Genomic DNA, 23,172 nt, shown 5'->3' with positions numbered 1-23,172 from the left:
TATAACGTACATATGAGCGCTGTACCGTTGTCAATTTGAAGAAATTTCACCAGCGACGCTGAAAAACAAAAAAGCACACCCGGACCTGTTCAGTCTTGGTGTGCTCTATATATGGGATACCCGCTTGAAACCATTGGTGAACAAGCTTGGGGAAGTATTTGTATTTCGCCTAACCGTTTATTCTAGCTGAGCTTCCTGCATTGCCAATTCATTCAGCTCTTCCTGATGTGCAGCATTCCACTCGGGAATACCGGAACGCATGAATTCTTCAGCATCCATCGCTGCTTTGGACTGATTGCACAGATTGCAGGCGCAGACACAGTTAAGTGGGGTGGTATGCCCACCTTTGGCTCGCGGCAGAAGATGGTCAATCGTATCTCCATACGAGCCACAGAAGTAACAGGTATAGTTATCACGGGTCAAAATAAACCGTTTGAAATCCTTGTTGCTAAACAATCGGCGGATCGTGTACCGATTAACTACAACAGCGGCTTTTTCCTTGACCAGCGTGACCGCCAGCTCCATATCCACTTCCTGATGCCAGCGCCGCCCTTTGTCCGTCTTACCCCGCATGCGTACCATGCCTTGCCGGTTCGTCCGAAGCGATGCCGGATCTTCCGGGTCAATCGCTACAGGCACCGGCGGAGTATGACGGCGGGGACGGCTTTCCGTTCCAGCCCCGTGACTGCGGCTGGAATGTGCTGGCGCCCGCTGCCCGGATGATCCGGCACGGGCTGTGTCTTCGCCGCCCGCCTTAGGCGCACGCTCCTTGCGTGCCGGGCGTGGCTTCGACCCGGGCGAGCCTGGCTGGCGCATGGGTGCAGGAGGCGCAGCCTCCATGGCCGTGCCCGGCGCTTGGCCGGGCACGGGCTTTGCAGCAGCGGCAGGCTGTGCGGCCGCTGCTGGGGGTCCGGCGACCGAGGCATCGCCACGGTCGCTCAGGCTCGGCGCACTGGCCTCAGCTATGCTGCGGGCCTGTCCTGCGCCAGACGGCAGCGCGGCAGCACGTTTGCGGCGCTGCTTGCGTTTGCGCTTGGCTGCGGTCGGCTGATCCGCAGCCCCTGGCTCTGCTGCCGAGCCTTGCGGCTTAGCTGGCAGCAGAGCCTTGGCCGCCGCAATCTCCTGCTCGGCGGCCTGATCCGTGCCAGCGGCTATACGCGCGCGGGCACGCTTCGCAGATGGATCAGCATTCGCTGTATGCACCTGCGAATCCCTGTCTTGCAGATCAGCCCCCGTCTGAGGCTGATCTACAGTCTCGCTCTCCTCGTCAGTTCGGGAGAGCGATTTCGTTTGCTCTATACCAGACTGAAGCTCTGGACGCTTTGCTTTTCTCCTCCTTCTCCTCTTCTTGCGGTTGCCCGAAGACGAAGAGACAGTTGAAGAAGCAATGAAGTCAGCCGTTTCACCTTCCATCGAAGAAGATGACCCTACCGGCAGCTGTGACTCGCCGTGTCCTTCTGAAGTAGCAGCAATAGAAGGCGTTCCATTAACGGCATCCACGATCCGTTCTGCTCTATGACTCGCAGATGCAGAAGGCCGGGAAGCCACAGCACCTTTATGACTCTTTACCGCCTCATCCATAGGCCGGAGTGAGGTGCTATCGTTATTCGTTTGTCCACCGAGCTGACGACAGTAGCGACAAGCGCCACGTCTGGCTCCCGGGCCAGCCCGCTTTCCGGTTCTTCGTCGAAATTCGGACAAAGGTCGCTTTTGCCCGCAATACATACATGTCTTGGTCAGTTGCGCTTCATGTTCCGCCATTTCCTGCCGGAAAGGGGCCGAGCCCATCTCCATGTTGTCACCTCGGTTCCGTATGAATCCGGTTTCTTTCTATTGTATCACATCTGCTCGCCAACACACTCATAGCCAGATCTCCCATAGTCTTTTGTCTTGTACTCCTGCGTCTGCCCCACGCATTCGTGAAGGATGTGTTCCACGTATTCCAATATATCTTGCATCGGTTTCCCGCATTGTTCACATGTTGTCATTGTTCTCACCTTAATCCTGTTCTTAAAAGTCAATACATCCATTGAATAAATGAATTTACACTGTTTTACTACGCTGGCAGAACAACCTTCCGATCGCTGTTACCCCCAGATTTCTTTAATCCCCTTTTTAAAAGGTGAAATCCGGTGCTAAAGGCGAAGCATATGCTTCCGATGAAGCTTTCTTTCAGAAAGCTTTCAGCTACGCTTCTTCAGGTTTTTTCTGCCCTCTCCGTTAATGTGTATTTTTTATTCAAACCTACGATTAGACTTATAAATTATTTAAATTGTGTTCCGCCTTCTCATTACCCTTCGCTTATGAAAAAGAAACATCCGTTCCCCATAGATGAATCAAACCGAAATCAAAAAAACCGTTCCCCGCTCAACCCTAATGGTCGACCAAGAAACGGTTTATTATTCCTGTATTAGCATAAATATTTTAACGAACGTCGAGTTGTCCCGAGTTTTGTTGTGGTACCAGACGTGGCTTCGGTTTTGGCAAATTGCCGAAAATCACCCATGCAAATGGAACGAATCTTGCAGTGAGTCCAACCACAATCCACGATGCGATTAACGCCACACCGAAACCTCCGGCGTACCACAGGTGAATCAGCCAGGAGACCCCGGTTTGTGGTGGATAATTCCGATAGACCAAGAGGAAGAATGGATGTATCAGATAAATCCCGAAGGACAGTGCCCCAAGTCGATTAAGCGGCTTGACGATCAGCGATGGTCCTTTGCGATAAAGCAGGTACGCGATCTGAATGAGTACCAGCGCACAAGCGAACGTATGCAAATTCCAGAAAAACTCGTACCACAGCGTGTTATACGTCGCAATCTTCAGGCGCAACAGATAATAAATGTATACATGGCCGAGTCCGGCAAAAATCCATACCGCCCATAGCAAAATCCATGAAACTACACGAGCTTTGGTTGCATTTTCCCGACTAATGACAAACCATTGTTTAATCTTCGGAAAATATACCCCGATAAAAGCACCCAACATGAAATAGGAAAAGTACGAGAACGCCCAACTTCCCTTGTTCGGCACCTGGAAGCCATATTTATTACTTACGATAAATGCCCACTGAATGAGCAGCCCAATCGGTACCGACCATTTGACAACTGAGGGATATTTCTTGAGCAGCCACAATACCAACGGGAATAACAGATAAAATTGCATATTGATGAATACAAAGTACAGATGCGTATACGCCTTGCCCGTGAACAGTTTCGTTATGAAACTTACCGCTGATTCACCGAACGGGCGGCCCTGATAATGCGTGAAGTGCAGGATAACAAAATACATTAATGAAAATAAGAAATACGGCAGTAAAATGTAAACAAATCTTTTTTTGTAAAAGTTGCTGACCAGCTTCTTATCGAGCGGGCGGGAATAATAATTATAGAACAGTACAAAACTGCTCATAAAAATAAACGTTGGTGTACCATATTTCATAAAAATATTAATAAAATTGTACAGCCAGTAATACCCTGAACCTGTCATGTCCACCGTCGCGTATGAAGTGGAATGCACACACAGCACACCAATGATAGCCATTGCCCGTACGAGATTCAGCTCTGGGATTCGCTCTCTTTTGATTGTTTCACTCATAATTAGCGTTTCTCCTTAATATGTTTCGTTGATATGTCTAATATGACTTAATACGATAAGCTCACTATCTATTAAAAAGCATAAAGCTTAAGATGGGTAGTCCAAATTCTTAAAAGTTCCTAAATTTTCAACATGTTTCACAGTCTTTTCATGTCTATATATGTAAAAAAGACCGCTATGACGCGGCCTGCGAGCATGTTCCGTATCTGTCCAAAATATTGTTGGTTTACTGGGATTAAAATGGTAAACTTCAATGCTGACGACTGGCCAGAATTTGTTTATAGATCTCAATAGCCGATTGTCTTGATGTTTTTAGATCAACAATTGCATCCTGGCGAGGCTGATGAATCTCTTTGCTATGCAAACCCTTCAGTTCAGGCAGCCATTTGCGGATATAATCCCCTTGAGGATCATACTTTTCTGACTGTGTCACCGGATTGTTCACCCGAAAGTACGGAGCTGCATTCTCGCCAAGTGATGCACACCATAGCCAGTTGCCCCGGTTTTGAATATTGTCATAGTCACGAAGCTTGCGTCTGAAATACGCTTCACCCAGCGTGAACGGACATTGCAGATTTTTGGTAAGAAACATTGCGGTCAGAATACGAAGCCGATTCGGCATATGTCCAGTCTCATTCAGTTCCGTCATCGCTGCGTCGATAATCGGAATACCCGTTTCGGCCTTGCACCACTGTTCGACGTGGACCTCGCTGAGCATCGACAGATCGTAAGATTTTTCATATGTAAAATAATGACTCTCATATACTGCCCGATACAGATAGAAGTCGCGGAAGCACAACTGTCTAATCCATTCATCCGAATGCTCCGTGTGTTTTGCAGCATCGTACATCTTGCGGATGGATACAGCCCCCACAGCTACATAAGAACTGAGCCGACTCGATTCATAAGCTTCAAATTCATCCCGATGGTCTCCGTAATCGGCAATTCTGTCAGATAAAAAGCTATCCATCATTAGATGAGGATCATCCAAATTCGATGCATCATATGCCAGCAATTGTGGTGGTACCTGGAAGGTCTCTGGCCATTCTATCTGCTGATCACTGACCTGCACATCCGCAACCGTAGTGGTTGAAGCTGGATTAGGATGCTCATTCATGAATTCCACCCAGCGTCGGTGGAAGGCAGCAAATACTTTGTAGGGCTCGGACTTGCCCGTAAAATCAGCGAACCCCTTCAGATCCATCAGCAGATGATCCGTCAGCTGCGTAAATGTGACTTCTCGTTCCTCGGTTACCTTACGTATTTCACGATCACGTTCGATTGCATATGGGGTCATATCCCGATGAACAATGACTTCATCTATACGACTTTGCATCTGATCAAGGATATAATCAATCACCTCAGCTGGTTTGCCATAAGCGACGTGCAGCTTGCGGTCTGATTCGCGGTACCGCTTACCAAGCTCTACAGCATGCTGTAGAAAGTTCACTCCGCTATGTTCCTGTTCACGACCTTGCCGCAGCAGAAACGGGTCATAGATGAGCACATGCAGACTCTCTGAATCCTGGTTCCGCAAATAATCGAATGCGACCAGATCATCTGTACGCAAATCTTTCCGATGTATGAATAACTTCATGCTTCATCCTCCTGCTCTACTGCCTACTTTGCCGTTAGATCTCCATACAGCCTGCTTGTCTCTGGCTCCGGTTGATGTCCTAGTTCTTCAAGCAGGGTTAGCGTAAATGAATGATATATTCTGAGTATGGCTTGTTGATCACCCATGGTTGCACTTACTCTCATCATTAATCGGCAAATCTCTTCGGCATATGGCTCCCGTTCCTGTAGTTCGTTCAACTGCTCCATCGCCTCTTTGCCCCGTCCATGCTGCATGTCCCATTCGGCGATATCCATAACCAGTCCTACATATTTACCTCTCAGATCTCTAGCTTTGGCTTGAGCCCAGCGATAATCATGCTCCTCCAGATAATCACCACGGTAGAGCGGGACGATATCCCGCAGTTGATCGACATTGTCTGACGTAACGGTAGCATATGCCATACCTTGCTCGAATTGCTCTACATCACTCACCAGATTACCCGATAACAAACGATAGCGGTTCATGTTGTATTCCAGCTTACCCGTCATGTTCCATTCCTTCAGCAGTTTGCGGATCTGATAAACGGAAGTATGCAGATGCGTTAAACCTTTCTCTTGCGAGACATCCGCCCACAACTTATCGAGCAGAATCTCTTTGCTTACCCAATCCCCTCTATGGTGAAACAAAAAAGCAAACAGTTCTTGCGATTTGGCTGTACGCCACTTGTGCTTCTGTGCTTCCTGATCCAGACTTTTGTAGATATCCAGATGTTTAAAAGTAAGCAATCCAGGCACACGGGTATCCAACTCCACAGCCTCAGATTCCAGAACCTCAGCAGTTGCAGCAACCTGAGGGGATGAGGCTATCATCCCTGCGGCAATGCGATCGATCGTTTTGCCAAGCCTCGCTGAACTTACCGGCTTCAGCACATAATCCAGCGCCTGAAGTTCAAAGGCTTCAACCGCATGATCCGCGTAAGCCGTTATAAATATAATGCGAGTACTGCTGTCTAATTGCTGTATATATTCAGCCGCTTCCAGTCCATTCATTTCCGGCATGCCAATGTCCAGAAACACTACGTCCACACGCTCTTTTGCCAGAAAATCCAGACCGGCACGGGCTGTTGAAAAACACTGCACGGGTGTAATCCGCCCATCCGATCGTAACAGGCGCTCCAGATGAAGCTGCGCCGGTTTCTCATCATCGATTACAATGGCTTTCATCGCTCTTCCAGCCTCCTGCCGTGAATTATTCAATGGGAATACCGGTTATCTTGGCACCCGCTTAATAGTCTGTTAACCAAATCCGCCCAACTCGGCCCATTATTTGGAACCATTTTTCTTCTCCACAGGTATGCGAAACCGTATTAGCGTTCCTTTCCCCGAATGACTCTGAATCTCCAGCCCTTGACCATATAAAGACAACAAGCGTCGATTAATATTCTGTAGACCTACACCCCCAGGGCCTTCGGTTCGCCCTGAACTTACCTGAGCCAAACGTTCAGGAGGTATGCCTACTCCATCATCCTGTACCACAATGACGATGTGCTCATCTTCCCTGGTAATGCCAAGGTTAACCGTGCCGCCTGCAGCACGCTCCATCACCCCGTGACGAATCGCATTCTCCACAAGTGGTTGAATACTGAGTGGTGGCAGGTAAAGACGCACATCTGGGTCGATATCATAATGGACCACCAAACGCTCCTCGAACCGTGCTTGTTCCAGATGTACATAGGACTCCACCAACTCCAGTTCCTTCGCCAGCGGAACCAGTTGGTCGCGGTTCTGGAAGTCAAAACTCCCCCGCAGGTAGTGACTCAGTTCAATAAGCAAATCGGTCGCTTTATCCGGATTGACGGCACACGTTGCAATAATGACGTTGAGTGCGTTATATAGAAAGTGCGGTTTGATCTGGGCCTGCAAGAAAGCCATTTCCGTACGAACAACCTCCTGTACCGAGGTACGCATCTCAATTAACGTCCGTACTCTTGCACGCAGTTCACCTGCATCCACAGGTTTGCTCAGAAAATCATTTGCTCCTGCCTGGAATCCCATTTTGATATCCTCAGGCAGCCCGCGAGCTGTCAGCATTAGAATGGGCAACTCGGACAAGGAACTGTTCTCACGCAGCTTGCGACACAGCTCAAGCCCGGACATTTGCGGCATCATCCAGTCTGTAATGACAAGATCAATGGAAGGGTGTTCTTCACGAAGCTTCAATGCTGCTGTCCCGCTATCGGCTGCAATGACACGGTAACTTTCCGTTGATAACAGATTGAACAATACCTGTCGATTCACAGGATCATCGTCCACAATCAGAATGGTGTGTTCTGCTTCCAGAATATCATCCGTCTCATCCCAATCCATTGCTGCTGCCGTATCCTGCGCTCTTCTTTCTTGGGTAGATACATATTGGGCTGCAACAGGCCTCGAACTCGCTTGCAGCAAAGGAAGCTGCACAATAGGCAGGGTAAAATGAAAGATCGAACCTTCACCTGGCTCCGATTCTACCCAGATGGTTCCTCCCCCAAGCTCGACCAGTTTGCGAGTGATACTCAGTCCAAGACCAGTTCCCCCGTTAACCCTCTCACTTGTTCCGTTGCCCTGTTCGTAAGACTGAAATATGTCTTCCAGTTTATCTGGGGTGATACCAACACCTGTATCGGCGACAGATACCGTCACCATAGCTCCATCCACACGAGCATAGAGACGAATCTCCCCCTGCTTCGTGTACTTATACGCATTGCCCAGCAGGTTGTACAGAATCTGCCTTAGGCGATCCTCGTCCGCTTCAACCAACGGAAACGCTGGAGGCCATTGCTGAATCAGCACAACCGGTTTGTCTTCAAAGGTAAAACCAGAGACTTCAACGACCGTTCGGGCAACTGATTCGAGGTCCACAGCCCCCCGTTTTAATTCAATTTCACCATTTTTGAGCTTAGAAAAATCCAGAATATCGTTTACCAGCAGTGAAAGCCGCTTTCCAGTTGAGGTGATCATAGACAGATTTTTGGCCTGCTTGGGTGTGACCGCTCCTGCTGCCCCTTCCAGCATCGATTGAGCAATATTAATGATGCCATGCAGGGGGGTTCTCAGTTCATGGGACGTATTCGCCATAAACTCATCCTTGAGGCTGTCGATGGCAAGCAAACGCTCAGACAACGCTTCAACTTCACGGAATGATTGTGCGAACCGAATCGCTGTTAGAATCATCTGTGCAAACACAAATAACAGAAGCTCATACAGTGCTAAAAATGTCGTATCCACGGTGGTGAAAGCACCAACGGTGTGCAGCACAACCACCATAAATATACTCATCATGCTCATCAGGACAAAATGACCGTCATTCGGTCGATTTTTCAGCCAATGGAGCATGGCTCGCAGCGTGTAACCAATCACCACGAGTGAAATCAGCAGCATGGGCAGCTCCAGCATTGAGAACAGAACAGGAGACAATGTAAGGCCTACCACGCATTGGACTATTACCAGAACCACACCCAAGCGAACAAACCATTGATGGACCGCTCCAGGTACCAGTGCATCCATATAACGGAGCAAGAAATAATACGCAAGAGCTGCACTGATTAATTGCAGCCGCAGAATATCATTATTCGGTAAGAACGGTAACAGGGTTCCCAGCAACTTCTCTCCATGAGTTAATGCATACATCGCACCGGACAGGCTGAATAATCCCAGATACCGAAGCTCTTTTTCACTGCGCCGCAGCCGGAAGAGCATCAGGAAGAAGGCCGCTGGCAAAATAAATCCGAAAAGTGTCATCAGATCCTTGAGCCAGTCCTGCTGTTGGCTCTTCAGAATACTGTGCTCGTCTCCAAACAAAATGGATGCAATAATGCCGCCAGACGAGTAGCTGTAATTAGATACCTGAATGATAATATCTGCAACGTCACCTTCTATGGAGGTAAATCCCGTAAAAGGCAAATTGAGCTGAATATCGTTATTTCGAGTTGTACCTGGCAGCCCTTTGCCGCCAATCTCTTTACCATCTATAAATAAACGATGAGCCATACGGATATTTTGAGTGCGGATTCCGTAATCGTTCTTCTCTAATCTCGGGGGAATTCGAACACGTAAATGATAGGTTCCATACCCGTGCGCCTGTCCAAGAGTCCCATTCCACCGGGAGGGGACATGGATGGGTAGAGGTTTGGAAAGCGGCTTGCGTCCGGATACATCCGCCTCAAAATCAACGGGCGTCAACAATTGATCCGGATAGAAATCCCACGTACCATTCAGGGATGCAGCCCCATGCCTGTCGAAGTTCCAGCTGGTCAGGTCCATGACCCCATCCCTCGCATGAGGGTCGCCGCGCTCGATAATTAACGTTTGTATAATGGATCCCAGAGGAAAGACAACAATACATATAAAGCTAATGGTAAGTATAATCCAGTGTTTTCTCATCTATGTAATCCTTCCGCCCCCATGGCGAGAGACGTCTAATTTTGTCGTTTTATACCTATAACTCCATGTTACACGTTTCTGTTGCTGACGGAAATAGTTCTTACATGATATTTTAACGCAAAAAAAGCCACAGGCTCAGCTACCGGAATGCAGACCGGAGTAAGACCCGTGACTTTTTGAATTTGTTGACTATCTGTTTTACTTTCTCGTTTCCTTACGCTTGTCCAACGACCTGAGCCAGTTTCTGCACAATTCCAGCCCAACCCTGCTCCATCCGTTCACGAACCATGGCATGAGCTTGTCCAAATTCAGTCAGTTTGTCCGCGTCCCAACCACTGTGAATCAATGTAAAGTCAGTGTCTTGTCCTTGCTCCATCAGTTCAAACGTAAGCGTCCAGTCCTTACCCCATTGGAATGACAGCTTATGTAGCGGCTGAACTTCCGTGACTTTGCACGGTGATTTACCAAAGGGTCCTGCTTCCAATATAAATTCATGCCCTTCCACCGGCTCCAGATTGCTTGGCATAAACCATGATTCCAAGCCCTTCGACGTCGATACAATCGCCCATACTTTCTCCACAGGTGCGTGAAGCAACAGCTGTTCCCGAATATCTGGCAATGCACTTGAAGATTCCATGATATCTCCTCCTAGATATATATCAGTATTTTGCATCATTCCATTTATCGCTCATGGAATTGATGCAAAATCCCCTTTTAACTTATTGTTCGAAATTAAGTGATGAGTGTCAAATATATTCCGCTAACAACAGATACTATGTTGACCATCATTGAAGACAAACCTATAATTGGAACATATTACATAAAAGGTGTGTGATTCCTTATGATAGTCTGCTCTGAAAATTTCAATTCCAACCGTTGCCGGAAGGGATAAACATTTCGTAGCTATTCCCTTCCACATTCACATTCTTATTCTTATTCTAATTATGTTGTGGAGGAAACGTTACATGTCTTTTAGTTATTATGGTCCGTTATGTACCGAGGTTTACAATGCCACCAAACCCGTTGGCCAATCCCTTGGGGGCGATATTGAATTTTACCGTGATTATCTCACGAACTGCAATGGACGCATCCTGGAAGCGATGTCTGGCTCAGGTCGAATGCTGATTCCATTACTTGAGGCTGGTTTGAACGTAGACGGTCTTGATTATTCAACGGATATGCTCGACTCATGCCGTGCTCTTTGCACCAAGCGGGGATTGCCCATGCCTGAATTGTTCGCTGCTGATCTGGAGACACTTCATCTTCCTTATCGCTATGAAGTCATTATAATCGCCGCAGGTTCCCTGTTGCTAATTCAAGACAGACAGGCTTCCATAAAGGCCCTGCGTAATCTGTATCTATATCTGGAACCGGGAGGCCGACTTGTGCTTGACCTCTTTCTGCCGGATGTGACGAATACCACTTCACACTACTCAGGCACCTCGATTGTTCAATTGCCGGATGGCGATACGATTACAATGGAGAGCAAAGACATCGAAGTCAATATGCTTCAACAGTACAAAGTAAGTCTGATTCGCTACGAAAAGTGGCGTCATGGCACCCTCATAGCCACAGAACTGCAACAGCTTGCATTACGTTGGTACGGTGTGGAGGAGCTGCGCATGATTCTGGAACAGATAGGTTTCATCGACGTTGTCGTGTATGCCGACTTCGATCCCGATCAGGCACCCTCGCGTTCTGATCAGAAATTTGTGTTTGAAGCGACACGAGAGATGACCTCGGAAGTGCTTTCACTAAACAGCTAATCTGTTGAGCAGCTAATAGCATCTGCTCGATTCGTTAGATCGTAATGATGCTAAAAAGGGATGCCCTCCGTCATATTCATGACTTATGGGACATCCCTTTTTAATTGCATTTATATAAATGTTCTAATTAAGATCAGTATCCGCGGGAATATGGCTGTGCAACAGGCGCTTTATCTTTGCTAACACCCAGTTCCAGAGCTGCATGAGTCGCCCAGTAAGGATCGCGCAGCATGCCTCTGCCAACCGCGACCAGATCTGCATCACCGTTGCCGATAACTGCTTGAGCCAGTGCTGAATCCTCAAGCATACCTACCGCAATGACAGGAACGTTCAGTTCTTCACGGAAACGACGAGCAAAAGGCACTTGGTAACCAGGGTAGTTACCCGGTTTACGTTGTCCGGAAGCCCCTTCACCACCGGAGCTAATGTGGAATATATCCACGCCTGCTGCCTGATAGGCACGGGAAATTTCAATGGTATGATCAATATCATATCCGCCATCAGCGTACTCCACTGCCGAAATCCGCATAATCAGAGGCATATCTTCAGGCATTTCTTTTTTCACTGCACGAATAATCTCGACACCAAAACGGGAAAGATCCTGTCCATACGCATCCTCGCGATGGTTCATCAGCGGAGAATGGAACTGGTGGATGAGGTAACCATGTGCGCCATGCAGCTCAATGGTATCTACCCCGGCAGCTACTGCGCGGCGTACACCGTCCGCAAACTTCTGTACCATGGCTTGTGTTTCCTCTGTAGTTAAAGCGTGTGGCGTATTGAAGCTCTCTCCTGGGAAGGTAACCACCGATGGAGCTACAGGTCGAGCCGCATCCTCTGCTTTACGTCCAGCATGCGCGATCTGAATCGCCACCTTGGAGCCATAAGCGTGAATGCCATCCACCAGCTTGGTAAAGGCAGGAATGTGTTCATCTGACCAGATGCCCAAATCATTGTCGGTAATACGTCCGTCTGGATCAACATCCGTCATCTCAATCACGATCAATCCTGTACCCCCAACCGCACGGCTTACATAGTGTACCTGATGCCAATCGTTCGGAATACCGTCTTTGGCAGTAACGGAATATTGGCACATCGGTGCCATGACGACACGGTTATTTAGTTGAAGTCCCTTGAATTGATACGGGGAAAATAATTTCTCTGTCATTTCAATTACATCTCCTATTCAATATGATGATATATGTTGAGGCAATTCCTTGTTTTCCAGATCGGAAAACAGCTGCCCATGCTTGCCGCAGTTGTCCTTCTCCAAATCCTCAATCACTATTATGAACCTAACCTATAGAAATACAAGTACGTACTTTTTTGTGAGATAGTACCCTTTTTTATACCTAGTCGACCCTTTCCTCTGATGCATTCACCACAACTCGAAATGAATCTAAAACATGATATGATAGCCATATAAGCATACAGGTTATACTATACCCACTTTATATAAGTTGTACCTAACGGTTACACGAAAACGGAGAGGACAGGATAAACTGGAGAATCGAAGCTAAGAGCTTTCTGAAAGAAAGCTGCATCGGAAGCATATACTCGCCTTTATCACCGGATTTTCCCTTTTAATAAGGGAATCAAAAAAATCTGGGGATAACAGCGATCAGAAGGATATTCTGACCTTGTAGTGATAGTGTAAAATAAGTGGTCAACTTATATACTAACCGAGCCAAAGGAGCGATTACTGGTGAAAGATATTTTAATTCAAAGACTGACAACCTATGCTCAAATGGATACGCAATCTGATGAAAATAGTGAAACTTGCCCTTCCACACCAGGCCAGCTGGTCTTGGGTAAATACCTGGTTGAGGAATGCAAATCCATTGGTTTGCAGGAAGTGACCATGGATGATAACGGCTACGTAATGGCGACATTGCCATCCAACACAGACAAGGATGTTCCAGTGATTGGTTTCCTCGCTCATCTGGATACAGCAACCGACTTCACAGGCAAAGATGTCAAACCACAGGTAATCGACAACTATGATGGTCAAGATATTGTGCTGAATCAGGAATTGGATGTGGTGTTATCCACCACTGATTTCCCGGAACTGCGTGAGTATAAAGGCCACACTCTGATTACAACAGACGGCACAACACTGCTTGGTGCGGACAACAAAGCCGGCATTACCGAGATCATGACGGCGATGGCCTATCTGATTGAACACCCGGAATTAAAACACGGAAAGATTCGCGTTGCTTTTACCCCGGATGAAGAGATTGGCCGCGGGCCGCATAAGTTCGATGTCCCTGCTTTTGGAGCCAAATATGCCTACACGGTGGACGGCGGACCACTCGGTGAGCTGGAATACGAAAGTTTCAACGCGGCTGCTGCCAAAATCACAGTACGGGGCACCAACGTGCACCCGGGCACAGCCAAAAACAAGATGGTCAATTCCGCTAAAATTGCGATGGAGTTGAACCGCCGATTGCCTGCGGAGGAAGCTCCCGAATTCACAGAAGGTTATGAAGGATTCTATCATTTGTTATCTATCGAGGGAGACGTCGAACTGACTAAGATGAGTTACATCATCCGAGACTTCGACCGGGAGAAGTTTGAGGAACGTAAAGCGTATTTGTTGGATGTCGTGGGCGAATTGAAAAGCAAATATGGCGAGAAAAGCATCTCCATTGAATTAAATGATCAATACTATAACATGCGTGAGAAAATCGAACCTGTGCGCCAGATCGTCGATATTGCACATGAAGCAATGACCCGCCTGGATATTGAGCCTGTCATCCGCCCAATTCGCGGAGGCACAGACGGTTCCCAGCTCTCGTACATGGGTATGCCTACACCCAACATCTTCACTGGCGGAGAGAACTATCACGGCAAATTCGAATATGTATCGGTAGATAATATGGTGAAGGCCACACAGGTCATCGTGGAAATCGCTCAATTATTCGAACAGCGTGGAGATGTTTAATCCATATCTAAAGCAATAGAATGACAAAAAAGAACCTTCACCTGACAGGTGAAGGCACGGGACACCCTCTGACCTGCAGAGGGTGTCTTTACATTTTTGCCGTACAACAGTTGTGAAGCACTGCCACCTATCCTTATTTATTCGTACATATTACCTCCCGCAATTTCACGCAGCTGCTCCAGATTACAGATGACAATGTTGCGCTGTTCTTTGCGGATGATATCACGGTCGCGGAGGTCATGGATCACCCGGTTCAAGTGTCTATAGCTCGTGCCCAGCATATCCGCCAGCTCTGTCAGCTTGGAGGTCTGGATTTCTTCTGTGATCTGCTCCCCCTGCTCCATCGTGGACAGCAAATAGCTTGCAAAACGGCTCTCGACAGGATAAAGCAGATTGAGACTCGATAGATTCGAGAAGGTATATAATTTGTGGGTCACATGACTGAGCATAAAATGGAGAAACTTCGGGTTTTCAGCATATGTATTCTTGAGATAGCGATAGCTTACACCGAGCAGCAGACTCTTGTTGACGGATTCCACCGTGTTTTTGGCTTCCTTGCCATTGACCAGCTCCAGATCACCTACCAGCGCAGGCGGCATACTGAAACGAAGCAACAAAGACTTGCCATTCGGCAGTGTTGTATAAATCTTGAGCTTACCTTGGACGAGAAAATATAATCGTTCGGGACGTTCACCTTTGGCACATATAATCTCGCCTTTGGAGGCTTCGAGCAACCTTAATTCAGCAAGCGCAGGTTCGTCGAGCACCTGATTCAGGCCATGCTCCCGCGCAAGCTCGCGCAGTAATCCAAAGTCCATGATTTCTCTCATCTTGGATACCCCCCTGTGTGGATCTACATATACAATGGACACATGTCCCTTAAACGACATAGGTCCGTGCATATATCTTGATATAAAAATAGTTACAACTAGATTTTATATCCAATACATTCATTCAAATGGAAAATATTTTAAAGTCCAGCCTTCAAAATGACAATATTTTATGAAAAAAGGAGTACATGATAGCGCACTCTTATCCGATGAAAGATAAAGCAACAAGCATAGTTACAACTGCTAATTTAGAATTCAAATAATGAAAGGATGGTTCGACTTACCATGAACGTTGTAGATGCTCTTTTGAAAGTAATGCCTTATATCCGTCTGATTCTTAGAGAACCAGCCAGTCTAACGGTGTATGATCACGAGAAAGTATTGTATTCTGTCTCTACCGATAAGTTTAATCTTGGATTCAACGAAGGCGATCCTCTTTTGGATGGATATAAGAACTTCACCGCTCTCACGAACGGAAACGAAGCCTCTCTGACCCACCTGCCGGCAGAATACTACGGTATCGAGCTGGATGTCCTTAATATACCGATCTTTGATGACAATCATCAGGTCGTTGCTATTTTCTGCGTATCGTATGATCAATCGAACCAGAATCAACTTGAAGCTATTATACAAGAAAACCAAACGATTAATGGAAACCTGGTTGAAATGGTCCAGCACGTTGCCGCTCATGCGGAGGAATTGCAGGCCACCAGCGAACAGATTCTGGAGAATACACGCCTGGCGGTAAAGAATTCGTCTCAAATCAACAAGGTTGCCGGGTTCATTCGTGAAATCTCGGAACAGACCAACTTGCTTGGGCTTAATGCCGCTATCGAAGCTGCGCGTGTAGGTGAAGCCGGAGCAGGCTTTGGTGTGGTCGCAACGGAAGTGCGCAAACTTTCTGTCGATGCCAAACAGGCTACCAGCGATATTGATATCAGCTTAAAAGATGTACAACAGGTTATTAAACAGATGGAAGTCGAAGTATCCCAGATTGCAGCTTCTTCTCAGGAGCAAGCCACGCTCGTATCCTCCTTTACGGATGTCATCGAGAAGCTGAATGAAGCCGGAGAACGCATGAAAGCTCTGTCTGAACAACTCATCAGTTACTCTGTGAACGATTAAGGGCAGGTACATCTCCCGATAGGATGGTTACCCATTCCACCAGATATACTGAACATTAACTACTTATATGTAATAAACAGGACTTGGAATCCCCGTCCCCGTGACGGAAATTCTAAGTCCTGTTTCATTTGTCTTTTTATCGTGGTGTATGTGGATCTCTTGTTGTATTTGTATCCGTTATTTCTTCGTTATTTAGCAACTTCACTTCATTTTGTTCCTACTACCTCGGCCTCCGACTCCCAGCATTCCACTTCGCCCGGAATGTGAATACGGTCCCGAGTAAAGATCGGGTCACGTCCTTCGGCCTTTTGTTTCTTGTAATCTTTCAGCGCATCGAATGTCACCTTGGACAGCATCAGGATGGCAATCAGATTCACCACAACCATCAGCCCCATGAACAGGTCGGCCAAATCCCATACCAACTGTACCTTGGCAACGGCACCGAACAGCACCATCGCGATGACACAGACACGGTATACCCACAGCCAACCTTTATTGGATTTGATAAACTCAATATTGGTTTCCCCGTAGTAATAATTCCCGATGAGCGTACTAAAAGCAAACAGGAACACCATGACTGCCAAAAATCCGGACGCCCATGAACCAATATGCACACTTAATGCCGCTTGAGTTAATTCAATTCCACCCAGATTGGAACCCTTGTACACGCCTGATAACAAAATAATCATAGCCGTACTTGTACAAATGATCAAGGTATCCGTCAACACGCCAAACGCCTGAATAAGCCCTTGTTTGACCGGATGTGTTGTATCCGCCGTAGCCGCAGCATTCGGCGCACTACCCATACCCGCCTCATTGGAGAACAAACCACGTTTGACACCATTCATCAGTGCGGCTCCCAGTGTACCACCGGCAACCTGTTCAATGCCGAAGGCATTTTTTACAATCAGCGCAATCATGGCCGGAAGCTGTGTGATGTTCGCCAGAACAACAAATGCAGCCACGCCAATGTATAGCACAGCAAGTACAACAACGATATATTCGGACGCCTTGGCAATCCGTTTAACACCACCCATAATAATTGCTGCAAACACAACGGCCATAATAATACCTACAGTCAACCGATCGATGCCGAATGAATTTTTGAAGGCGACTGTGATCGTGTTGGACTGCACAGCATTAAAGACCAAACCGAACGACAACGTGATGAGAATTGCGAACAATATCCCCATCCAGCGTTTCCCAAGGCCACGCTCCATATAATAAGCTGGACCCCCGCGGAATCCGCCCTTATCCTTGATTTTATAAATTTGGGCAAGCGTACTCTCCACAAAACTCGAAGCCGAACCAAAAATCGCGATAACCCACATCCAGAATACAGCCCCTGGTCCCCCCAGTGCGATTGCCAGTGCAATACCGGTAATATTCCCGGTTCCCACGCGGGCTGCCATACTGATACAGAATGCCTGAAACGGCGAAATTTTGCCGGGCTCCTTACTTTTCGGCTCCTTGAGCACTTTCACCATATCCCCAATCATGCGGAATTGCATGAACCGGGTCTTGGTCGTAAAATACAAACCACATACGACCAACAAGATGATTAACAGCTTGGACCACAGAAAATCATTGAAAACTGCAATAATATCTTGTATTGTTTGCTCCATTGGCAATGCCCCTTTTCGTTGATGGTTCGTTAAAAAGCGTTCCCCAGCTGTATGACTGAGCGAAATATTCTCATACTACTTAATAAGGCATACAGTTCTATCGTCTCAGACGAACCCTTTTCTGCTGGAGTACGATAGGTTAAGAGCATCGTTTGTACCATTCTGCACATCTCAGAATCCACATTTTCGGATGTTACCTATACTACAGGGACATCTACGGAAATCGACAAATACCTACACGGAAACATTTAAATTTTTTATAAATAAGCAACGTTTATCCATTCTCTGTCACTTTATCTGACATATTGGTCCACGGGTCTTCACATCGGGATATACAACCAAGTATGATAATAGGGAACATTAATAGCAGGGAAAGATCATTTATAGATACAGAGGACGGAATATATAGGAGTAAACTTAATCAGAAAGGAGGACACTGAAATGCGTTATTTTATTGTAGATGATGATCCCGGGGTTCGATCCATGCTGATGGATATTATAGAAGATGAGGGGCTCGGAGAGATTGTGGGAGAAGCCGAAGATGGAGCTCATATTCATGCTGAACTATTGGAGCTGCATAAGGTGGATGTACTGCTGATTGATCTGCTCATGCCCCAGCGAGACGGGATTCAGACGATACGTGCACTTGAAGGAAGGTTCGATGGCAAGATCGTGATGATCTCCCAGATTGAGTCGAAAAATATGATCGGAGAAGCCTATTCGCTTGGCATCGAATATTATATTACGAAGCCGATTAATCGGCTGGAGATCCTGTCTGTTCTGCGTCTGGTGGACGAACGTCTGCGCATGCAGCAATCCATTGCAGATATTCAGCGTACGCTGCAAGGACTGTCCAGGCTGCAATCTTCCGATCGTGCTTCAACACCGACTCCCGACAAAACGATTACGACAGCAGGACATTTTCTGCTATCCGAGATGGGCATGATCGGAGAAGCCGGCAGCAGAGATCTGCTGGACATGCTGGAATACCTGGAGCAGATTGAAACGGAGGAACATAAGCTCTCTCCTTACACGTTCCCGTCACTTAAGGATATCTTCCAGAATGTAGCCACACGCAAACTGGGTTCCGATGCCTCTTTAGCGGAAATAACGAAAGAGATCAAGGCATCTGAGCAGCGCGTTCGCCGTGCAATTTTCCAGACATTAAGCCATGTCGTATCGCTTGGACTCACGGATTACACACATCCGAAGTTCGAGAATTACGCGTCGAAGTTCTTTGACTTTACGGAGATTCGCAAGAAAATGCTGGAACTGCAAAACAATGTGGAGCCCTCCTTGTCTCAGACTCGCATTAACACCAAAAAGTTCGTTCAGGTACTGTATCTGGAAGCCAAGCGGCTGTTGCATTGAGGAGTAAACAAAAAAACATGCGCTCATGATTGAACTGGAATGATACAGCATTCGTTCTTCCTGCTGCCTATTCCAGCTATTATCATGTGTGCATGCAAAAAAACCATCTATATCCATCAAGCCCTCGGCTTGCTTAAGTGCATTCGATTATACTCATTGATCAATTCATCCAGTACCATGGACTGCTGAAGCACCTCGGGATGTCCAAATCTACCCTCGTTATGCTCTACCAACATATGAAGGTTATGTCTGGCTTTCTCTATTTGATTTTTCAATTCCAAACTCATAACCATCGCGTCTGATCCCTCCTTATTTCTTGTGTTACATTTTAGGTTTTCCTGTCAATCTATAGTTGGATTAACATATGGCATAGTTGGCATGGATGTTTTGTATCCTTCTCCAATTTTTGAAAGTCTCTAAAGTCATCCCTAGAAGACGATCTGAAAATGGCTCTGCAACGCCTAATTGAAGGTTGGATTACAATTTCACGAGCAAATTTACCCCACTAACTTCATAATCAAACAGTTGTGTCATTATTGTGTATGTTAAAAAAACAAAAAAGCACCTCTCTATCTACAGGCTTACCAAAGGGGTAACCCTATATTGATAAAGAGGTGCTTCTTCGTTAGTTCACTTTAATGAATGAACATATAATTTTCCGTTTTTCTCCACCAAAAAACCGATCTCTTCGTTCTTGATCTCTAACACAAGCCTCACAAGGGAGCGGATAATGCTCCAAAAGGTAATAAAATCCCTTTTCATACGAAATACATTCAGGTACAATAGGGCGATGTGTGTGTCCGGACCAGGCGGATACGAAATACGAAGTATAGAGGACGGTTCAGTTCGAACGGATCATCCTGATTTGATTATTTGGAGGCTCATCAACACCATGCAAACCGATTCACAGACTAAAGTCAAAATCATAAACGCCGATCCCAGCGCGATGGGATTATTTGGGTTGGCCATCGTCACTCTGGTCGCTTCCTCCCAAAAGCTTGGCATTACAGACGGCCTTAGCTACGCCATTCCTTGGGCGATTTTCCTCGGTGCCTTTGCGCAGCTGTTCGCTTGCATTCAAGATTCCAAACGCAACAATACCTTTGGTACAACTGCCTTCGGCGCATACGCATTCTTCTGGTTCGCAATGGGTGCCAACTGGCTGATCAAAATGGGCGTGTTTGGCTCCACTCTTGCGGAACAGGCAGATGGCAAGCAGCTCGGATTTGCTTTTGCCGGATACCTCGTGTTCACCCTGTTCATGACGCTGGGTGCCGTGGAAGCCAACAAAGTATTGCTCATCATTTTCATTCTCATTGACTTCCTGTTCCTTGGCCTGACCTTTGACGCTTTCGGCGTAGCTCCTCATATCTTCCATACCATCGCAGCTTATGCTGAAATGGGAATCGGAATCGTGTCGTTGTACGGCACAGGTGCTTCCGTACTGAATGCTCATTTTGGCTACACGTTCCTGCCTGTTGGCGGACCGTCTGGCATTTTCAAAGCCAAGGCTTAATATACAGCATCAAACCGCCAGCGCGCCGGTCCGCGCCTGGCGGTTTTTTTGAATTATGCTTCACTTGAATAGGGATGTGACCGACACCTATACTAGAACTAACATATAGAGACGATGGGCGCGGCATATCTTGCAGAGTCCATCAGCCATACTGTCAGGAGGAAGAAATATGAGAGAGATACCGAAGCCTACGGAATTGGATCAGGTGGAGAAAAAGTACATGCGTGAAACACGTTGTTTCAAGACGTCTAGAGTGTTCCCGACAGACGTGAATAATCACAACACATTATTTGGTGGGAAGCTGATGTCCTATATTGATGATATTGCATCCATCACTGCTTCCAAGCTGTGCCGGGTGAACACCGTTACGGCCTCAACCGACTCAGTCGATTTTCTGTATCCGATTAATCCGACAGATTCGGTGACACTGGAATCGTTTGTTTCCTGGACAGGACGAAGTTCGATGGAGATTTTTGTGAAGGTGATCCGTGAGGATCTCAAGACGGGGGAGAAGAAAATCGCGGCTACCGCATTCCTTACCTTTGTCGCTTTGGATGAAAATAACCGTAAACTCATTGTTCCTCGCATCATTCCAGAGACGGAGGAAGAGAAGAAATTATACGAGACCGCTCCAGCTCGGGCGGCCATGCGGAAACAACGGCGGGAAGAAAGCAAGAAATTCGCCGACTTCCTCACCGTTAGTTATCCCTGGGAATAAGAGAACCGAGCACGCTATTTAGTCCTGAAGCATGCGTTCATGAATGGTCCGGCCCTTCTGCCCTGGTTCAATCAGGAGACGGGTCGGTTTGATATTAATTAGCGCGGTCAGCTGTTCTCCCATATAGTGGGATGAATACTTGAAACCAATCTCCGCCCAATGCATAATCACACCAACGGTCGCAGATACCAGGTAACTTAGCATGATGTCGTAATTAATGGTGTAGTCGCTGTCTTCGGTCACCAATACAAAATCTTCGGTTAAATATGTTCTGAACATGTTGCAGAGTCTGGTTCCCATATCCCCATGCATCGTCATCAAAGCTCGAAAGATGTCTTGATGCGCTTCAATATATTCAAATACAGGCATCGTTGATGGCAGCAATGCTGTCATATCCACTTCTTTTAACTTCGCATAAGGTGATGCATAAGCTTGTCCCACGCCCTGCATGAAATCATCCAGAATAAATTGCAATAGCTCGGGTTTGCCGGGAAAATGTAAATAGAACGTTCCCCGGTTATAATCCGCCCGCTCCGTAATGTCACGAATCGTGACGGCTTCAGCTCCCTTTTCCAATATCAAAGAAACTGCCGCAGCAATGATGGCATCCTGCGTTCTTCGTGCTCTCCGATCCTGAGGGTGTTCGATAATCAACATTTCCACCTCCTCTGTCCATTATTGTAACCTAAATGAACACCGCTTACATCTCTGTCCGATAGCTGACATATGCGCTGTCAATGATGATTGTCACATTTCTATGTATATCTTAACATTGAGATAGGAACGATAGACCACAGGTTGAATGTTCACTCACAGTTCACCTGATTTCATTTTATAAGGAGCGAATAAATGATGAGTACATCATATACCCAAACAGCCGTTATTACAGGAGCAGCCGGTGGCATTGGTAAAGAATTGGCACGTCGCCTTGCCGAACGCAAAATTAATCTGGTGCTGGTCGACCTCAACGAAGAAGCCATTCAGCAAACCATTACGGATCTGAAACTCGACAAGGAGCACGTCATTGCGGTGAAAGCAAACGTATCTCAGGAAGCCGATGTGAAAAACTATGTGCAGCAAGCACTTGATACGTTTGGTCGTATCGATTATTTCGCCAATAATGCCGGCATTGAAGGTCCAACCGGACTGATCGAAGATCTGAGCGTTGAAGCCCTCGACCTCGTATATAACGTCAATGTGCGCGGGGTATTCCTTGGTTTGCAGAACGTTATCCCTGTCATGAAAAAACAAAAATCAGGCGCGATTCTGAATACCTCTTCCCTTGCAGGTCTGATGGGTGCTCCAGCCGTATCTCCATATATTATGTCCAAACATGCCGTGATTGGCCTCACCCGCACAGCAGCGAATGAACTCGCGCCCCATGGTATTCGGGTCAACGCGGTATTGCCAGGCACCATTAATACCCGCATGATGCGCCAAATCGAGGCCAACTCCGGTAATGTGGAGGATTATCAATCCGCTACCGTATCCAGCATTCCGATGGGCCGCTATGGTGAACCGGAAGAAGTCGCAGCCATCATGAACTTCCTGTTGTCCGAAGAAGCATCTTATGTCACTGCTTCGCTCTATACTGTCGATGGCGGTATGATGGGTCAATAAGAAGAATGGGGCTAGCCCAACAGGGCTGGCGGTTTAAAAGGTGATTCCGAATGTACAATCCAAAATGACCTCAAATTC

Annotated in this window: 18 protein-coding genes; 7 read left to right on the top strand and 11 right to left on the bottom strand. The window is 46.9% G+C overall.

Annotation, left to right across the window (positions count from 1 at the left end):
- Window positions 1-177 precede the first annotated feature (177 nt).
- From ACDJ58_RS28330 to ACDJ58_RS28305, 6 genes are all read right to left on the bottom strand, one after another.
- Window positions 178-1,794, bottom strand: a complete 1,617-nt coding sequence (locus ACDJ58_RS28330) for an HNH endonuclease (protein ID WP_413374071.1) — start codon at window positions 1,792-1,794, stop codon at window positions 178-180.
- A 630-nt stretch (window positions 1,795-2,424) separates the two neighbouring features.
- Window positions 2,425-3,600 carry an acyltransferase gene (locus ACDJ58_RS28325; protein WP_310854161.1) on the bottom strand — a complete coding sequence of 392 codons (1,176 nt, stop codon included), beginning with the start codon at window positions 3,598-3,600 and terminating at the stop codon, window positions 2,425-2,427.
- A 250-nt stretch (window positions 3,601-3,850) separates the two neighbouring features.
- Window positions 3,851-5,197: a cryptochrome/photolyase family protein gene (locus ACDJ58_RS28320; RefSeq protein WP_413374070.1), complete on the bottom strand. Its 1,347-nt coding sequence runs from the start codon at window positions 5,195-5,197 to the stop codon at window positions 3,851-3,853.
- 23 nt (window positions 5,198-5,220) lie between these two features.
- The gene (locus tag ACDJ58_RS28315) at window positions 5,221-6,381 is read right to left on the bottom strand and encodes a response regulator (protein WP_413374069.1); all 1,161 of its coding nucleotides are present in this window, start codon (window positions 6,379-6,381) and stop codon (window positions 5,221-5,223) included.
- 99 nt (window positions 6,382-6,480) lie between these two features.
- A complete protein-coding gene (locus tag ACDJ58_RS28310; protein WP_413374068.1) occupies window positions 6,481-9,579 on the bottom strand; it encodes an ATP-binding protein in 3,099 nt (1,032 codons plus the stop codon).
- A gap of 214 nt (window positions 9,580-9,793) precedes the next feature.
- A complete protein-coding gene (locus tag ACDJ58_RS28305; protein ID WP_413374067.1) occupies window positions 9,794-10,216 on the bottom strand; it encodes an SRPBCC family protein in 423 nt (140 codons plus the stop codon).
- A 328-nt stretch (window positions 10,217-10,544) separates the two neighbouring features.
- Between ACDJ58_RS28305 and ACDJ58_RS28300 the strand changes: the two genes are divergently transcribed.
- Window positions 10,545-11,345 carry a class I SAM-dependent methyltransferase gene (locus ACDJ58_RS28300; RefSeq protein WP_413374066.1) on the top strand — a complete coding sequence of 267 codons (801 nt, stop codon included), beginning with the start codon at window positions 10,545-10,547 and terminating at the stop codon, window positions 11,343-11,345.
- A gap of 133 nt (window positions 11,346-11,478) precedes the next feature.
- Here ACDJ58_RS28300 and ACDJ58_RS28295 read toward each other — a convergent pair whose 3' ends face one another.
- A complete protein-coding gene (locus tag ACDJ58_RS28295) occupies window positions 11,479-12,513 on the bottom strand; it encodes an NADH:flavin oxidoreductase/NADH oxidase (RefSeq protein ID WP_413374065.1) in 1,035 nt (344 codons plus the stop codon).
- Window positions 12,514-13,050: 537 nt separating this feature from the next.
- Here ACDJ58_RS28295 and pepT point away from each other — a divergent pair.
- Complete coding sequence (pepT, locus tag ACDJ58_RS28290; protein WP_413374064.1) at window positions 13,051-14,289, top strand: peptidase T; 1,239 nt, start codon at window positions 13,051-13,053, stop codon at window positions 14,287-14,289.
- Window positions 14,290-14,426: 137 nt separating this feature from the next.
- Here the strand turns inward: pepT and ACDJ58_RS28285 are convergent, their stop codons facing one another.
- The gene (locus ACDJ58_RS28285) at window positions 14,427-15,119 is read right to left on the bottom strand and encodes a Crp/Fnr family transcriptional regulator (protein ID WP_413374063.1); all 693 of its coding nucleotides are present in this window, start codon (window positions 15,117-15,119) and stop codon (window positions 14,427-14,429) included.
- A 270-nt stretch (window positions 15,120-15,389) separates the two neighbouring features.
- On the opposite strand from ACDJ58_RS28285, the gene ACDJ58_RS28280 reads away from it, so the two are divergent.
- Complete coding sequence (locus tag ACDJ58_RS28280) at window positions 15,390-16,244, top strand: methyl-accepting chemotaxis protein (protein WP_413374062.1); 855 nt, start codon at window positions 15,390-15,392, stop codon at window positions 16,242-16,244.
- Window positions 16,245-16,450: 206 nt separating this feature from the next.
- Here ACDJ58_RS28280 and ACDJ58_RS28275 read toward each other — a convergent pair whose 3' ends face one another.
- Complete coding sequence (locus tag ACDJ58_RS28275) at window positions 16,451-17,869, bottom strand: alanine/glycine:cation symporter family protein (protein ID WP_413374061.1); 1,419 nt, start codon at window positions 17,867-17,869, stop codon at window positions 16,451-16,453.
- Window positions 17,870-18,310: 441 nt separating this feature from the next.
- Between ACDJ58_RS28275 and ACDJ58_RS28270 the strand changes: the two genes are divergently transcribed.
- Entirely contained in the window at window positions 18,311-19,240 is a 930-nt protein-coding gene (locus ACDJ58_RS28270) for a response regulator (RefSeq protein WP_413374060.1), read from the top strand.
- A gap of 116 nt (window positions 19,241-19,356) precedes the next feature.
- Here the strand turns inward: ACDJ58_RS28270 and ACDJ58_RS28265 are convergent, their stop codons facing one another.
- Window positions 19,357-19,533 (bottom strand): aspartyl-phosphate phosphatase Spo0E family protein, encoded by a 177-nt coding sequence (locus ACDJ58_RS28265; protein ID WP_413374059.1) that lies wholly within the window; start codon window positions 19,531-19,533, stop codon window positions 19,357-19,359.
- 599 nt (window positions 19,534-20,132) lie between these two features.
- On the opposite strand from ACDJ58_RS28265, the gene ACDJ58_RS28260 reads away from it, so the two are divergent.
- Window positions 20,133-20,756, top strand: coding sequence for an acetate uptake transporter (locus ACDJ58_RS28260; RefSeq protein WP_024629763.1), 624 nt, complete (start codon window positions 20,133-20,135; stop codon window positions 20,754-20,756).
- Window positions 20,757-20,925: 169 nt separating this feature from the next.
- Window positions 20,926-21,474: an acyl-CoA thioesterase gene (locus ACDJ58_RS28255; RefSeq protein ID WP_407944564.1), complete on the top strand. Its 549-nt coding sequence runs from the start codon at window positions 20,926-20,928 to the stop codon at window positions 21,472-21,474.
- A gap of 18 nt (window positions 21,475-21,492) precedes the next feature.
- Here ACDJ58_RS28255 and ACDJ58_RS28250 read toward each other — a convergent pair whose 3' ends face one another.
- Window positions 21,493-22,131, bottom strand: coding sequence for a TetR/AcrR family transcriptional regulator (locus ACDJ58_RS28250; protein ID WP_053782596.1), 639 nt, complete (start codon window positions 22,129-22,131; stop codon window positions 21,493-21,495).
- A 195-nt stretch (window positions 22,132-22,326) separates the two neighbouring features.
- On the opposite strand from ACDJ58_RS28250, the gene ACDJ58_RS28245 reads away from it, so the two are divergent.
- Window positions 22,327-23,094 (top strand): SDR family NAD(P)-dependent oxidoreductase, encoded by a 768-nt coding sequence (locus ACDJ58_RS28245; protein ID WP_053782595.1) that lies wholly within the window; start codon window positions 22,327-22,329, stop codon window positions 23,092-23,094.
- Window positions 23,095-23,172 lie beyond the last annotated feature (78 nt).

This window comes from Paenibacillus taichungensis (assembly GCF_047302525.1).
Lineage (GTDB): Bacteria > Bacillota > Bacilli > Paenibacillales > Paenibacillaceae > Paenibacillus > Paenibacillus taichungensis_B.
Note: the sequence above shows the minus strand (reverse complement) of the source record. Positions and strands in the feature narration are given on the sequence as shown.